Annotated in this window: 10 protein-coding genes and 1 pseudogene; 4 read left to right on the forward strand and 7 right to left on the reverse strand. The window is 48.5% G+C overall.

Features of this window, described 5'->3' with window-relative positions:
• From QQ055_RS08785 to QQ055_RS08815, 7 genes and pseudogenes are all read right to left on the reverse strand, one after another.
• Positions 1-2,520: a TonB-dependent siderophore receptor gene (locus QQ055_RS08785; RefSeq protein ID WP_286004578.1), complete on the reverse strand. Its 2,520-nt coding sequence runs from the start codon at positions 2,518-2,520 to the stop codon at positions 1-3.
• Positions 2,521-2,858: 338 nt separating this feature from the next.
• Positions 2,859-3,905, reverse strand: a complete 1,047-nt coding sequence (locus QQ055_RS08790; RefSeq protein WP_286004579.1) for a helix-turn-helix domain-containing protein — start codon at positions 3,903-3,905, stop codon at positions 2,859-2,861.
• A gap of 93 nt (positions 3,906-3,998) precedes the next feature.
• Positions 3,999-5,789 carry an ABC transporter ATP-binding protein gene (locus QQ055_RS08795; protein ID WP_286004580.1) on the reverse strand — a complete coding sequence of 597 codons (1,791 nt, stop codon included), beginning with the start codon at positions 5,787-5,789 and terminating at the stop codon, positions 3,999-4,001.
• Positions 5,790-5,858: 69 nt separating this feature from the next.
• Positions 5,859-6,893: a sensor histidine kinase gene (locus tag QQ055_RS08800; RefSeq protein WP_286004581.1), complete on the reverse strand. Its 1,035-nt coding sequence runs from the start codon at positions 6,891-6,893 to the stop codon at positions 5,859-5,861.
• Between the two features lie 196 nt (positions 6,894-7,089).
• Entirely contained in the window at positions 7,090-7,410 is a 321-nt protein-coding gene (locus QQ055_RS08805) for a pentapeptide repeat-containing protein (protein ID WP_069967096.1), read from the reverse strand.
• A 60-nt stretch (positions 7,411-7,470) separates the two neighbouring features.
• A pseudogene (rpsU, locus tag QQ055_RS08810) lies at positions 7,471-7,658 on the reverse strand (30S ribosomal protein S21).
• A 290-nt stretch (positions 7,659-7,948) separates the two neighbouring features.
• A complete protein-coding gene (locus tag QQ055_RS08815) occupies positions 7,949-8,872 on the reverse strand; it encodes an alpha/beta fold hydrolase (protein WP_069967092.1) in 924 nt (307 codons plus the stop codon).
• 317 nt (positions 8,873-9,189) lie between these two features.
• Here QQ055_RS08815 and QQ055_RS08820 point away from each other — a divergent pair, with 317 nt between their 5' ends.
• The 4 genes from QQ055_RS08820 to QQ055_RS08835 all read left to right on the forward strand — a co-directional run bounded on the left by QQ055_RS08820 (position 9,190) and on the right by QQ055_RS08835 (position 13,309).
• The gene (locus QQ055_RS08820; protein WP_286004582.1) at positions 9,190-10,461 is read left to right on the forward strand and encodes a hydroxymethylglutaryl-CoA reductase; all 1,272 of its coding nucleotides are present in this window, start codon (positions 9,190-9,192) and stop codon (positions 10,459-10,461) included.
• A 74-nt stretch (positions 10,462-10,535) separates the two neighbouring features.
• The gene (locus tag QQ055_RS08825; RefSeq protein WP_286004583.1) at positions 10,536-11,219 is read left to right on the forward strand and encodes a Uma2 family endonuclease; all 684 of its coding nucleotides are present in this window, start codon (positions 10,536-10,538) and stop codon (positions 11,217-11,219) included.
• Between the two features lie 69 nt (positions 11,220-11,288).
• Positions 11,289-11,912: a metallophosphoesterase family protein gene (locus tag QQ055_RS08830; RefSeq protein WP_286004584.1), complete on the forward strand. Its 624-nt coding sequence runs from the start codon at positions 11,289-11,291 to the stop codon at positions 11,910-11,912.
• Positions 11,913-12,376: 464 nt separating this feature from the next.
• Positions 12,377-13,309, forward strand: coding sequence for a UbiA family prenyltransferase (locus QQ055_RS08835; RefSeq protein WP_286004585.1), 933 nt, complete (start codon positions 12,377-12,379; stop codon positions 13,307-13,309).
• Positions 13,310-13,500: the final 191 nt, after the last annotated feature.

Raw genomic sequence — 13,500 nt, forward strand, 5'->3', positions numbered from 1 at the left:
CTAAAACTGGTAGACAACACTTGCCGTAATACTGCGAGGGGTCCCCGGATGCACGGCCCCAAAGGTCCCCTCGTAGTATCGTCGATCGAAGGCATTTTTAAGGTTAATCTGGGCGGTTAGATTGGGGTTAAAACGGTAAGCCGCAAATAGATCGACGGTGGTGTAACTCGGTAGCTGATAGACATTGTTTAAGCTTTCCCACCGTTCGCCAACATAAAAGATCCCGCCGCCTAAGCTCAAACCCTGCAAACTGCCATCAAAATCATATTTCGTCCACAAGCTAAAGCGATGGGGAGCCGCTGAAGGCAGGCGATTTCCTTCGGGAAAGCGGTTATCGCGGGTAATTTTGGCATCTAGGTAACTGTAGGAGGCAACAATACTCCAGTTGGAGGTAATGCGCCCGCTGATATCTAACTCAATTCCCTGGCTTTCCTGTTCGCCCGTTTGCACGCTGAAGCGGGTATCAGCTGGATCGGGGGTGAGGACGTTATCGCGTTTAATCTTAAACAGGGAGAGGGTTGCGCCCAAAGCCCCATTGAAAAATTCGGTTTTGGCTCCAATTTCATACTGGGTGCCAAAGGTGGGATCGAAGGGATTTCCCGCTGCATCGGTACCGGAGTTAATCTCAAAAGAACGGCTGTAGCTGGCGTACAATGAGAGCCAATCCGCAGGCTGATAGACGATACCCAGGCGAGGGCTAAAGTTTTCCACTGTTTGATCGCGAATTAAGGTATCGGTGAGGCGGTTGGTTTGTTGCAGCAGGGCGTTATTGTAACGTCCCCCTAAGAGCAGCTTGAAGCGATCGCTAAAGGAAATGGTATCTTGCACGAAGACCCCAAAGCGGCGTTCCGGGTTGGTGAAGGAACTGCCAACGGTGAAGGTTTCGGTATCGTTACCATAGTCGGGATCGAGGATATCTAACAAGACTTCCTCTTGTCCGTTAAAGTTGACTGAGGGAAACTTGCGATACAGATAGTCGGTACCAAAGACAACTTCATGGCGCACTGGTCCTGTAGCAAACCTGCCCGTTACGTCAATTTGACCTAAGTAGTAGGTGATATCTTGTTCGGTGGCACTTTGCGATCGCTCTAAGGTTCGTCCATCCTCTCGTAAAGCATCGGGGTTTGTGTATTGGACAAAATTACGACTGGCATCTACAAAGTTAAGCACATTGCGAATTTGCCAGTTCTGGCTAAAGTTATGCTCCAACGTGGACAAAATCGAGAGGTAGCGAGACTCAAACTCATCCCCCGGTTCATTCAGCAGGCGACGAATGGGCAATTGGCGAATGCGGGAAAACGGAACGCCAGGAATTGATAAGCCCACATCGGTAATCCGATCGTCTCGGTTGTACTCTAACTCAACAGTCCAGCGCGTGCGATCGGTAATTTGCCAGCTAATCACCGGGGCAATGAAAAAGGTACGATTGTTGATAAAGTCGCGGAAACTATTGGCATCCTCGTAAGCGACGTTTAAGCGATACAGAACAGTACGTTCGGGATTTAATGGGCCGGATAGATCGACCGCCCCGCGATAATAGCCAAAGCTACCCACATTCGCCTCAATTTCGGCAAAAGGCACCGATAGCGGTTGTTTCGTTACCAGGTTCACCACGCCACCGGGAGCTAAATCGCCAAACAGCACGGAAGCCGGTCCTTTCAGCACCTCCACGCGCTCGGTATTCGGATTTAAGGAAAATCCGACAAAGTTAGGAAATTCTACCCCGTTGCGGCGATAGTTGCCTGTATTGCTGCCCAGAAAACCGCGTAAAATTAGTTGGTCGTAGGTGCCAAATGCAGGCCCCCCGGAGGTGACGCCGCTGACGTTGCGGAGCGCTTCCCGCAGATTGGTTGCTCTTTGATCTTGCAATACTTCTTGAGGGACAACTTGAATCGACTGTGGAATATCGCGGATCGGGGTAGGGGTGCGCGTGACGCTGGTGGCGTTGGGTACGCGATAGCCTTCTTGGGCGGTTGTGACTACAATTTCAATTTCCTCTCCCGGTCGATCTGTAGGAGGATTGAGACGGTAAGCAAACTCGTTTGCCCTTAAAATAATGGGTTCTGTGGGTAGGGCGTTAGATCCGGTGACGCTGACTTGAAGGGTGTTGGCCCCTATTTGCACAACGCGAATATTGGCAATTTCTGCTGTTGGGTTATCGGCGTTGAATGCTTGCGCTAAGGTTGCATTGGGAATATCCGCAATGAGGCGATCGCCTTCTGTGCGAAATTGGCGACTATCGATAGATAAGGTTTGACCTTCTGCGGTCTCTAAGATAATTTCTAAGCCAGAGTCGCTTTGGTTCAGTCTGACGCCTGTAACGGGGACTGCAATAGCCTCTAGTTGTGCCACCCATTCTTGCACGGTGGTTGCGGGTTGGTTTGCGGTGTAGGTATCGAGTGTCAGAGGCGGAATTTCTGCAACTTCCTCGCTCTCTACTGCTTGCGCCCACCCCATATGGAGCGTGCTAGATAGCACCATGACTAGACCGAGTTGTACCGAAGGAAAAACGTAATCCATCTTTATTGCCACTCCAGACACCACGCTTTGCTTGGGGCAATCTCTATCCCCAGAGCCAGCAATTGTTTAATTGAGAACAGTTCCTAAGAATATACCGGGAAAGTTCCCTCGCTAAAGTTGGAGTTTGATGGCTAGCTGGAGTTTTTAGACGGCTATGCGGATAAAGAGGGTGGGGAGAAACAAGTGCAAAGTACCGAGTACCGAGTACCGAGTGAGAAGAGGATGGGGAGAAAGGAGTGCAAAGTACCGAGTTCCGTAGCTTGCACACCAAGCAGCGGTGTTCCGAGTGAGAAGAGGGTGGGGGAGGAGGAAGAGGGAAACTCTGCTTTGTATGCCTGTTAGCTACAGCACTTGATGTTAGAGAACGCGGCTAAGGTGACTCGATGTTGTCGCGCGTATTCGCTGGGGTTGAGGCCGAACTTTTTGCGGAAGGTGGCTGCAAAGTAACTGCGATCGCTTAATCCAATTTGTCGCGCCACCTCTGCTACGCTGAGATTGCTGCTTTCTAACAAGTGTCGTGCTTGTTCCAGGCGATAGTCCAGCAGATAGCCAAAAACGGTGGTACCAAACACTTGACGAAACCCTTGCTTGAGTTTGCAATCATTCACTGCAACTTGACGCGCCAATTCTAGGAGCGATGGGGGATTGGCGATATTCTGAATTAAGATATCTTTGGCTTGATGAATGCGATCGATGTCGTCGGTTTTGAGAGAAACGCCCTCGCGTCGATGAGAAAGCGATCGCTCAAACTGACCAAACTGAAGGGTCATTAATTCCAACGCTTTCCCTTCTAAATAGAGTTGCTTCATGGCACCGTGGTAGGGACAATGCAGAATTTGGTGAATCGCGGTTCGCATGGCAGGCGTGATGCTGCCTGGGTAATAGTAAGGCTCGATTTTGCCTTCTATGGCTTGGCGAACTTCAAGGGGGAGCGATGCGATCTGCTCTTGGGTGAAGTTGTTGAGAAAATAGGATGGGGCGAATGCAACCTGAAGTCGGGTTAGTTGTTCCCCTGCGGGCCAATCTTCAATCTCTAGGGTATCGGGAGAAGAGCTTAAGTAGGTACGCCCCGATCGTTCGTCTACCCGATCGATGACGCCTTTGATCGTTGTACTCACATCCCCGACAATGAAAAAACTGAGGGTTGACCAGTTGCCCTCGCCATAATGTTCGCTCAACTGGAGATTGCTCTGGGGGACGTACTCATAAAACCGCAGTTTCAAACCCTCTTTTAGGGAAACGATCCACTCTTGCACCTTGCCTAGATGGGGAACATAACCTTGCCATCCGATGGTCGAGCTATCGTTGTAACTTACCAGGCTGCCAGCTTGTTGGCTTTCTTCCCATAAATCGTTGCAGTTTTGCCCGGTGAGATTCATCCTCATGGCGATCGCCTGACCTCTGTTGAGAAACTAGATAAGAAGGGGTTTAAGCAGTTGCTAGATGTTCTCATTTACTAGAGAAAGGTGTCAAGAATATCAATGTACGTAGATGGAGGGCAGATCGTTAAAGCGTCCAATGGTTTCCACGCTGCCGTTGTTGAGTAGAATAATGCGATCGGCGCGTTGCAGAACGGTTCGACGATGGGAAACAACCAAACAAGTTGGCATCCAAGTTGCTGTTAAAGCAAACAGGCGCGACCAAAGGGTTTGTTCGGTTTCAATATCAAGGGCGCTGGAAAGATCGTCAAACACCAGTAATTCTGGCTGGCGGAGGAACATGCGGGCCGCCGCAGCGCGTTGCAGTTGCCCCCCAGACAGGCGCATTCCTTTAGAACCAATAACAGTATCAAGTCCATCGGGCATCATGGCTAAGTCTCGATCGAAGACAGCCAGCGCGATCGCCCATTGGAGTTGCTCGTCAGTGTAGTTTAACCCCAAGGTAATGTTATCTCGCAGCGTGCCGCTAAAAAGCTGAGGAACTTGCGGGGTATAGGCGCTCCTGGGGGGAACAAAGAATTGATGAGGATGGGTGACTTTCTGAGCGTTCCAATAAATCTCTCCGGCTTGCAACGGTAAAAGACCGATTAACGCCTTTAATAGCGTGGTTTTGCCCGATCCAATGGGGCCTGTAATTGCGGTAAAACTACCGCGCTCAAGCCGCAAACAGACATCGGTAATGCCGCGATCGCTACCGGGGTAGCGATAGGTTAAGTTGAGAGCCTCTAACGCTTGCAGGCGATCGCACGCTTGAGGGGGTTGCAGGGCGTTCAGTTGCGGTCGATTTCCCGTGAGGGTGGGTAAGTATAGGGGGTGGTGGGAGGCGATCGCTTCAGCCTCGCAACCTAAGAATCCTTCCATCCGCTCAAAGGACACTTCTGTTTGTTTGGAAAGCGCTAAAAAACTTCCCAAAAAGCCCAGAAAATAGGTGACATAGGATAGGTAATACACAAATAGGGCAAAATCTCCCACAGAGAGCGCACTGGCATCAGCTTGCATCGAGCGAGCGGCAAAAAATAGAATTGCTCCAGTCCCTAAGCTGACTAAGTTTTCAAAACTGGAGTCTAAGAGCGTGGAAAAGAATCGATCTTGCACCATCAACTGGCGACGGCGATCGCACAAGCGCTGAAAGCGATCTAATACCGTAGGTTCGGCCCCTGCAACTTGAATTGCTTGAATCGCGCTAAAGATTTCTCCAATCAATCCCGTCACTTCCTGAGTAGCTTGACGGCTGGCGCGGCGATAGCGTTTAATCCGATTGGTCAGCAAGTGAACGAGCGCAGCAATGAACGCTAGGGGTAGAAAAACAAACAGGGTAATTTGAGCATTGACGCTCAACAGAAGCAGCAGCGAACCCACCGCGAACAGCCCTTCGCCCAAAATTTCATTTGTCCCAACCACCGTATCCTCAATTTGGGTAGCATCATCCCGAAAAAAGCCGATCGCTTCTCCAGGAGAAAGCAAGGCATCTGGCTTGCCACTTGCAATTAAAGGTTCGCCCCCAGGACGTTCCAGCAATTTCGCCAAGAGGTTGCGCCGAATCAAAGCACTCATGGTGAAGCGGTGTTGAGTTTTGGTAATTCGGCCGGTCAAGATCGCAACGATCCGAGCAATACCCGTTGCTAGAAATAGGGCTATCCAAACCCACGGTGAAAGGCTAAAGTCAGATTTGGCGGTTAAAGTATTAAAGAATTCGCGAATAATCAAGCCTGGGATAGCAGGCAATCCCGCAATGAAAAGCCACAGAAGAGTATCAGTCCCGTACAAGCGTGGCGCGTAACTCAGCATTTGCCACAGGAGAGACCAAATTGAGACGCGGTGTGTTGCCATTCATTTCCCCCGATATAGAGCAGATTCTAGAGGTACGGCGACCTACGCCGAATCTTCGAGCTTAGTCCCTCAGTCTGTGCGTCGGTGTTTTAGTGTAGTAGAAAACAGGGTCAGGGTGAAGCAGGTTTGTCCGGGTAAGGGCGGATCGAGGGTTAAATCTCCCTGATGCGATCGCGCAATTTCCCGTGCTAGGCTCAATCCTAAACCCAGACCTTCCACTTGGCGCGTCCGGGCTGGGTCGCCGCGATAGAAACGCTCAAAGATCCGATTGCGATCGCTCTGAGCAATCTCGTTTGAGGCATTACTCACCTGAATCGAAACTCCCTGGGTGTGGCGGTTGGCAGTAATCTGAATCCACCCCTTGGGGAGATTATATTTAATGGCATTGCTAATCAAGTTTTGCAAGACTTGAATCAGCAGATCGCGATCGCCCCAAACATCCAACCCCGGAGCAATCTTGGCTTGCACCTCCAGATCGGGTGCTAGCAGTTCAATATCCTCTAACATTTCAGTTAGCAAGCTTGATAAATCGATCTTTGTGCAATGCAAGCTCATCTGTCCGGCGTCGGCGAGGGATAGCAGCAACAACTTCCGCACGATCTCGCTGAGGCGGCGGACTTCATCAAGTAAATGACTCAGGCTTTGCTGAATTTCCGAACCCGGTTCGGCTTGTTGCAGGGTGCGTTCGAGTTCTCCTTGCAAAATGGTGAGGGGGGTTTTCAGTTCGTGCGCCGCATCGCCACTAAAGCGAGACGCTTGCTTAAAGCCGCGTTCCAAGCGTTCCAACATCTGGTTAAACACTTGAATTAACTCAATAAATTCTAGATCGGCACTCTCGATGGGAACGCGCTGTTCTAAACCGTTAGCGGTGACATTGGCAACCACCTGAGTTAAGCGTTGGATAGAAGATAAGCTACTTCCAGCAATGGTCCACGCACCTCCAGCCACCAGCAGCAACACCCCTGGGATCGTAACGGCAAAGATGTTGCGGACGATCGCCATCTCTTGGGTAACAGCATTCAGGCTGACTGCGATCGCCACTTGAGCAAAAGGCGTTGTCGCGGCCCCAATGCGCCATCGCCCGCTAGCCGTTTGCTGAGTCATAAACCGAGGCGCGGGTGGGGGCGGACGTTGACCCGGAGAAGGGGGGCGCGAGATCCACTAGAGACAATCTGCTGGCGAGTAAGGGCTGAGTCGAAGGACTTACCAGCAGCATACCCCACCGCTTGAAAGTGGCGATCGCAACTATAAAGTCCGGCGCTGTCATCTGCGTTCAGCGCCGGGATACATCAAATCAAATTCACTTTAACTTCTCGCAAACCTCTACACTTAGATAAGCATTTCTTAAATCGGCATCAGCCAGATTTGTATCCGTTAAGTTCGCATCTCTTAGATTCGTTTGAGTAAAGTTTGTTTCAGTTAAGTTTGCCCCGATTAGGATTGCTCCAGAAAGGTTGGCGCGGCTTAAGTTGGTTCTAGTCAGATTCGCTTTTGTTAAATTAGCACCACTCAGATTAATGCCTTTTAAGTTCAGGTTTCTGAGATTGGCTGCCATTAAGTTCAAATTCCTGAAATCTCTTTGACCGGCGGCATATCGGCTATAGAATTCGTTAATATTCATAATGAGAAGACTCCTAGAAATCATGGGGCGATCGCACTTAGTCCTAAATCTCAATTCTAGTTAGTATCGAAACCTGCTCTTACTCTGTCTGTGTCTAGAAATTTCCTTACGCTTCCGTTTTTCGCTCGGTGTTTCAAAATGACGATTTTTCTCAAGTCTGGAAAAACTCCGGCTTTGGAAACCTCTCGTTTAAACCGACGCAATGCAGACTCGATGCCTTCGTTCTCACCCAGAATAATTTGGGTCATTGATCCTCGTCAATTATTCAATAAATTAATTAAGGCTGATGAGCGTCTTTCTCATCATCAAGAAGTCTCCTACCAGCCTCATCTTTGAGAATTAGAGAATTAGATTCGGAGAGACGTTTTTAGAACGAATTACATGACCGAAAATAAGCCTTACCTAAGACAGTAGCACACAAATGGCAGAATTCAAGACATCGAGATTCTCCATCAAGTCTCAATTTTGCCGATAGAGACAAAAATTACAAAACTGTAATTGAGACTCAGGGTAATTTGTAATTACGGATTCGCGATCGCTACGCATAGCTGCATTCCCCAGACCCGTACTTTTTCAACCAATGGGCAATTTCTTGGTTTACCCGTTCTGGGTGTTCGTCGTAGGGACAGTGACCCGCATCTTCAATTTCGACTAACTTCAGATGGGGACTGTGTTCGGTGAGTTGTCGTCCCCAAGCAATCGGAATCACTTTATCCTGCTGACCCCATAAGACTAAAGTGGGTGACGTAATTTGGGGCAATAAATCTTTGACATTTGGGGCAAAATCTCGCCGAGTCCGCGCTTTAGATAAGCGACAAAACACCCCAGCGGCCCCTCTATCGAGGGGGGGAGTGGTAAACAAAGCAACCAGTTCCTCGTTCACCACCTCCGGATTAACATAAATCTTTTTGAGGACAGAACGAATAATTCCCGGTTTGCGGGTGATGAGTTGAAATAGAGGACGCAGCAGTAGCGGGGAAGCGAAAAAGCTTTCTAAACTCCCTACTAGCGGTTGCAATTTGGCGGGTAAAACCTCTTGACGAGAAGCGGGAATTGTCAGCAGGATCAATCCTCCTACCATTTCAGGATACGCCGCAGCCGTTGCGATCGCCACCAGCGCCCCCAAAGAATGACCCACCAAAATCACCGGCGTTCTAATCCAAGTTCGCCAAAAATCATAAACCTGTTCCATCCATAGCGTCACCCCATATTCGGCTGGCGCTTTTTCCGATGCGCCAAACCCCAACAAATCCATTGCATACACCGTATGAGATTCGCTTAAGGGGTGTAAATTATAGCGCCACTGACCCAACGCCGACCCAAACCCATGCAAAAACAGTAACGGCGGGTTCGTTGCAGCAGCAGTTGAACGAATATAAGTGTAGCGAACTTGCCAACCCCGCCAAGCCCAGTCGCGTTGTGCGCCAATTTTTGAATACCAAGAAGGAGTTGCAGAGGACATTGTTTTTATTGGGAATTGGGAGTTGGGGAAAGAGGGTGGGGGATGGGGGAAGAAGAAGGAAGTGGACTTGGGAGTTAGGGTTGGGGAAGAAGAGATAGAAAACTTGATAACTTAATCAACTCAGCACTCATTTCCTCTTTATCCAGTTTAAATCTTGGCACAATGCTTAGATCCCTCCCGTCGTTGCAAACGTACATTAAAGGTATAAGTCAGTTGGCAGAGATTAACTGTTTCAGGGTGCCTTCGAGAAGAGTGTCTCATTTATTTTAACGAGACACACTGAACCCAATTATACTAATTTACGACTTAATCCTAAGATGTCTACTCACTCCCATCAAGCCAGAAATTACCTTGCTAGTTTATTAGAAACTAAAAGTTTAGATGAATTTAGCCAGCAACTCGCCTGCAACTCAGAGAATTTACCCCCAAAAGTGAGAACATCGAGGCGCTTTACCATTTCCAGCGTAGAACAACAGTGGCAACTGTTGCAGGTTTCTCCAGAGACTCAAGCAAACTTGCTAGATGAACAAACGCGATCGCACCTAGCATCCTACCATCACCATATCGAAAACTTCATCGGTACGGTGAAACTTCCAGTGGGTCTTGCAGGCCCTTTGCGCGTTAATGGCTTATTTGCCCAAGGCGACTATTACATCCCGCTAGCCACCACAGAAGCCGCTTTAGTTGCTTCCTACTCGCGAGGGGCGCAACTGATCTCCGAAGCCGGGGGATGCAGCGCTATGGTATTAAACGAAGGCGTAAACCGTACCCCCGGATTTGCCTTTGCAAACTTGCCAGAAGTGGGAATCTTTCTGGCGTGGGTCGTTAACCAACAAGATGAATTCAAGCGCTGTGCAGAAGCCACTACCCGCTACGGTCAGTTAAAAGAAATGCGGATGGCAGTCGAGGGAAATCACGTTTATCTCGATTTCCAGTTTACGACAGGCGATGCGGCCGGACAAAATATGGTGACAATTGCCACTGAAGCCATTTGTAACTATATTCGCGATTTTGCCCCCGTTAAGCCACAATATGCGTTCGTTGAAGCCAACCTTTCCGGCGATAAAAAGGCAAGCGTTCAATCCTTTATTAGCGTTCGCGGTAAAAAAGTAACCGCAGAAATCACGCTTCCCTCAGAACTCGTTCGCAAGCGTCTCCATGCAACACCAGAACAGATGGTCAATTACTGGCGGATGTCTGCCTTGGGAGGTGTTCTCAGCGGTACAATCGGCATTCAAGGGCATTATGCGAATGGTTTAGCGGCCCTGTATCTGGCTTGCGGACAGGATGTGGCCTGTATTGCAGAGTCAGCCGTAGGTGTCACCCGTTTTGAACTGACGGAGACTGGCGGGTTATATGCAGCCGTCACTCTCCCGAATTTAATGGTAGGAACAGTGGGAGGCGGGACAGGTTTACCCAGTCAACAGGCTTGTTTAGAAATTCTAGGATTAGCAGGAACAGGTAAGGCGCGGGCGTTTGCTGAGGTTTGTGCTTCTTTGGTGTTAGCAGGCGAACTCTCCATTATCGGCGCTTTGGCTTCTGGTGAGTTTACCCGCGCCCATCAACGACTAGCCAGATGTGCTAAGTAGGCGATCGCCATTAGGGGTTACAGAGCCTAGCCGATACAATTGGGGAAGATCCAAAAAACAGACTGCTTTAACCAATGGTCGAAACCTCCTCGCAACAGCAGCACACTCCACCGCTTGAAAGTGGCGATCGCTTAAATTGCTATCAGTTTGAGCAACGCTACAATGCCACCCCCCATCTCAGAAAAGCCGAACTTATTGAAGGAGTGGTCTACGTGCCTGCTGCGCTGCGTTTTAGAAGTCATAGTCAACCTCACGCAAATCTAACCATTTGGCTTGGTAATTATCAAGTAGCAACCCCCGGTATTGAGTTAGGAATTGAACCAACTGTTCGCTTAGATTTGGACAATGAACCCCAACCCGATGCAGTGCTAATCATTAACGAATCTTCTGGAGGACAAGCACGCCTCAGCGAGGATGATTACATAGAAGGGGCCCCAGAATTGGTTGCAGAAATTGCAGCCAGCAGTGCCGCGATCGATCTAGGCGATAAAAAACGGGCTTATCGTCGCAACGGCATCCGGGAGTATATTGTCTGGCAAGTATTTGAGCGAAAATTAGACTGGTTTTATCTACAACAAGGGGAGTATATTCTGCTGCCAACTGATGAGAAGGGAATCATTCGCAGTCAAGTATTTCCCGGCTTGTGGTTAGCTGTTAATCACCTACTGGCTGGCAATATGGGGCAAGTGCTAGCTGTATTGCAAGAAGGTCTGATATCGCCCGAACATACTGCTTTTGTCGAGCAGTTAGCGCAGTAAGTGTTTCGCTCATTTCAGCAGTTCTTAGTCGGTGTAACTTGTGGTTATATAGTTCGCTGAGGAGTTGTTATGAGAATCGCCATAATTTCAGATATTCACGGAAATTGGGAAGGTCTGAAAGTGGTTTTACAAGATATCGAGTTACAGAGTATTGATAAAATTGTTTGTCTCGGAGATTTGGTTGAGGGTGGCGAACATAATGATGCTGTTGTTGAATTCATTCGAGAAAATAATATAGCAACAGTACGAGGTAACCATGATGAATTCAATGATTGTCAACTCAAGCAGGATAATCAAAAATGGTTAAAAGAATTACCGGATTTACTGATTGAAAATAATTACATCTTTACCCATATTTCTCCTCGCCTTAAGAAATGTGCTATTAGCAATAGCATTGAGGCTTGGAATGTTTTTGATGAGGTCAGTTTTCAAGTCTGTTTTATCGGACATATTCACTTTCCTGCTCTATTTGGCGCACAGCATGACGAGTTCGGAGAAGCCTGCTCTTATTTTGTTGATTCTGGTAAATTTGTTTTAAACACTCAAGATAGTTACATTGTCTCTTTTGGAGCTATTGGTTATTCGCGTGGAGGTGGAAAGTTTGTAAGATACGGCATCTTTGATGCTGCTGAGAATACAGTAGAGTTTATTAAGCTTGAAGGGCCGCTATTACCCTATGGATTATCTATATAACAGCACTATTGGCTGTTGAAGTTGCGATCGCAATTACAAGGTAACTCAAAATGGGGTAACTTGCACGCTTCGCGCTAACATTACCTTTATACTTGGGTATCCAGTTTAAATCTTGGCACAATGTCGCGATCCATACCGTCTTGGCAAAAGTACATTAAAAGTATGAACCCATCGTCAAAACTTAACAGTGTAGCGATAGATTAGCCTAATGTTTTTCCAGAAAGTCAAGCGAACTTGGTCAAAGAGTAAAGTGCGATTCCTACGGATAACCTCGCTAACGCACTTTGCATCCTACCACCACCCTATCGAAAATTTTAGCGATACCGTCACAACGCATTATCAAAGATGGGTGACACTGCGCTAACCCGTTCTACAGTAGATCGAGAGGCTGAATCGATTCTAAGTGCTGAGTTTTGCTTAATAATTAGCTATCTTTTATGAAATTAATCTCAAGTCCGACTAAAGTGACCCCTGTACAACAGTCTCCTCTACGATGGTGGATTTACCAGCGGGAACGGTTTCCCTTGGTGACAAATGGTTTATTAGTTGCAGCGTTTAGCAGTTCGGCTGTCAGTTACTCGGCGCTAATGCATGGAAATGTTCCCCGTTTCGCGAGTTTTCTGGTAGCTTTTGTAACTTGCTTGATTTTCTTTTTGCAACTGCGAATTGCCGATGAGTTTAAGGATTTTGAGGAGGATATGCGGTTTCGTCCCTATCGTCCGGTTCCTCGCGGCTTAGTCAGTTTACCAGAATTGGCGACGGTTGGAGTCGCTAGCGGCGTGCTTCAGTTGGGGATGGCGGTTGGCTTAGGCGGTTATGGTGAAACGGGGTTGCCTGTTTTAGTCTTACCATTGGTTGTCACTTGGCTGTATATCGGCTTGATGAGTCGGGAGTTTTTTGTCCGCGATTGGATTAAGGCGCATCCGATTATCTATATGCTGAGTCATATGGTGGTGATGCCGTTGATTTATTTCTATGCAACGGCGTGTGACTGGTTGGTGGCCCAAATGCATCCCCCGGTTGGACTTCCTTGGGTTCTGGGGGTGAGTTTCGTTGGCGGGTTAATGATTGAAGTGGGCCGCAAAATTCGTTCTCCCAAGGATGAGGAAGTGGGTGTCGAAACCTATACCTATCTCTGGGGACAACGCAATGCTGTCCGCGTCTGGTTGGGAATTTGTCTGGGGATGGCAATCTTAAGCGCGATCGCATCTTATCATCTCCATTTCCTTTGGCCTACTCTTGGCGTTCTCTTCGCTCTAGCCACAGGCAGCATTACGGTTGCAGTCTCTTTCCTCAACTCCCCTCGCCGCAAACGTGGAAAGCAGTTTGAATGGATGTCTGGGATTTGGACTTTACTCGTTTATCTGTGTTTAGGCTTGTTTCCCCTCCTTACTTAGTGCTGAGTGTAAAGTGCTGTAGCTTGCTTCCGCGTAGCGGTGTGCTGAGTGGGGAAGAGGATGGGGAGATGGGTAGATGGGGAGGTGGGGGGAAAAAAGTGCAAAGTTCCGAGTTCCGAGTGCCGAGTGGGAAAAGAGTGTGGAGTTAGTAGAAAACTCCCTTCTTCCCCAACCCCTAACTCCTAACTCCC

The sequence above is a fragment of the Geitlerinema calcuttense NRMC-F 0142 genome (assembly GCF_030285425.1).

Coding starts and splice junctions, on each gene's coding strand:
- QQ055_RS08825 (WP_286004583.1), top strand. CDS start 10,536: ATGGTCGAAACCTCCTCGCAACAGCAGCACACTCCACCGCTTGAAAGT.
- QQ055_RS08790 (WP_286004579.1), bottom strand. CDS start 3,905: ATGAGGATGAATCTCACCGGGCAAAACTGCAACGATTTATGGGAAGAA.
- QQ055_RS08820 (WP_286004582.1), top strand. CDS start 9,190: ATGTCTACTCACTCCCATCAAGCCAGAAATTACCTTGCTAGTTTATTA.
- QQ055_RS08795 (WP_286004580.1), bottom strand. CDS start 5,789: ATGGCAACACACCGCGTCTCAATTTGGTCTCTCCTGTGGCAAATGCTG.
- QQ055_RS08800 (WP_286004581.1), bottom strand. CDS start 6,893: ATGACTCAGCAAACGGCTAGCGGGCGATGGCGCATTGGGGCCGCGACA.
- QQ055_RS08815 (WP_069967092.1), bottom strand. CDS start 8,872: ATGTCCTCTGCAACTCCTTCTTGGTATTCAAAAATTGGCGCACAACGC.
- QQ055_RS08805 (WP_069967096.1), bottom strand. CDS start 7,410: ATGAATATTAACGAATTCTATAGCCGATATGCCGCCGGTCAAAGAGAT.
- QQ055_RS08830 (WP_286004584.1), top strand. CDS start 11,289: ATGAGAATCGCCATAATTTCAGATATTCACGGAAATTGGGAAGGTCTG.
- QQ055_RS08785 (WP_286004578.1), bottom strand. CDS start 2,520: ATGGATTACGTTTTTCCTTCGGTACAACTCGGTCTAGTCATGGTGCTA.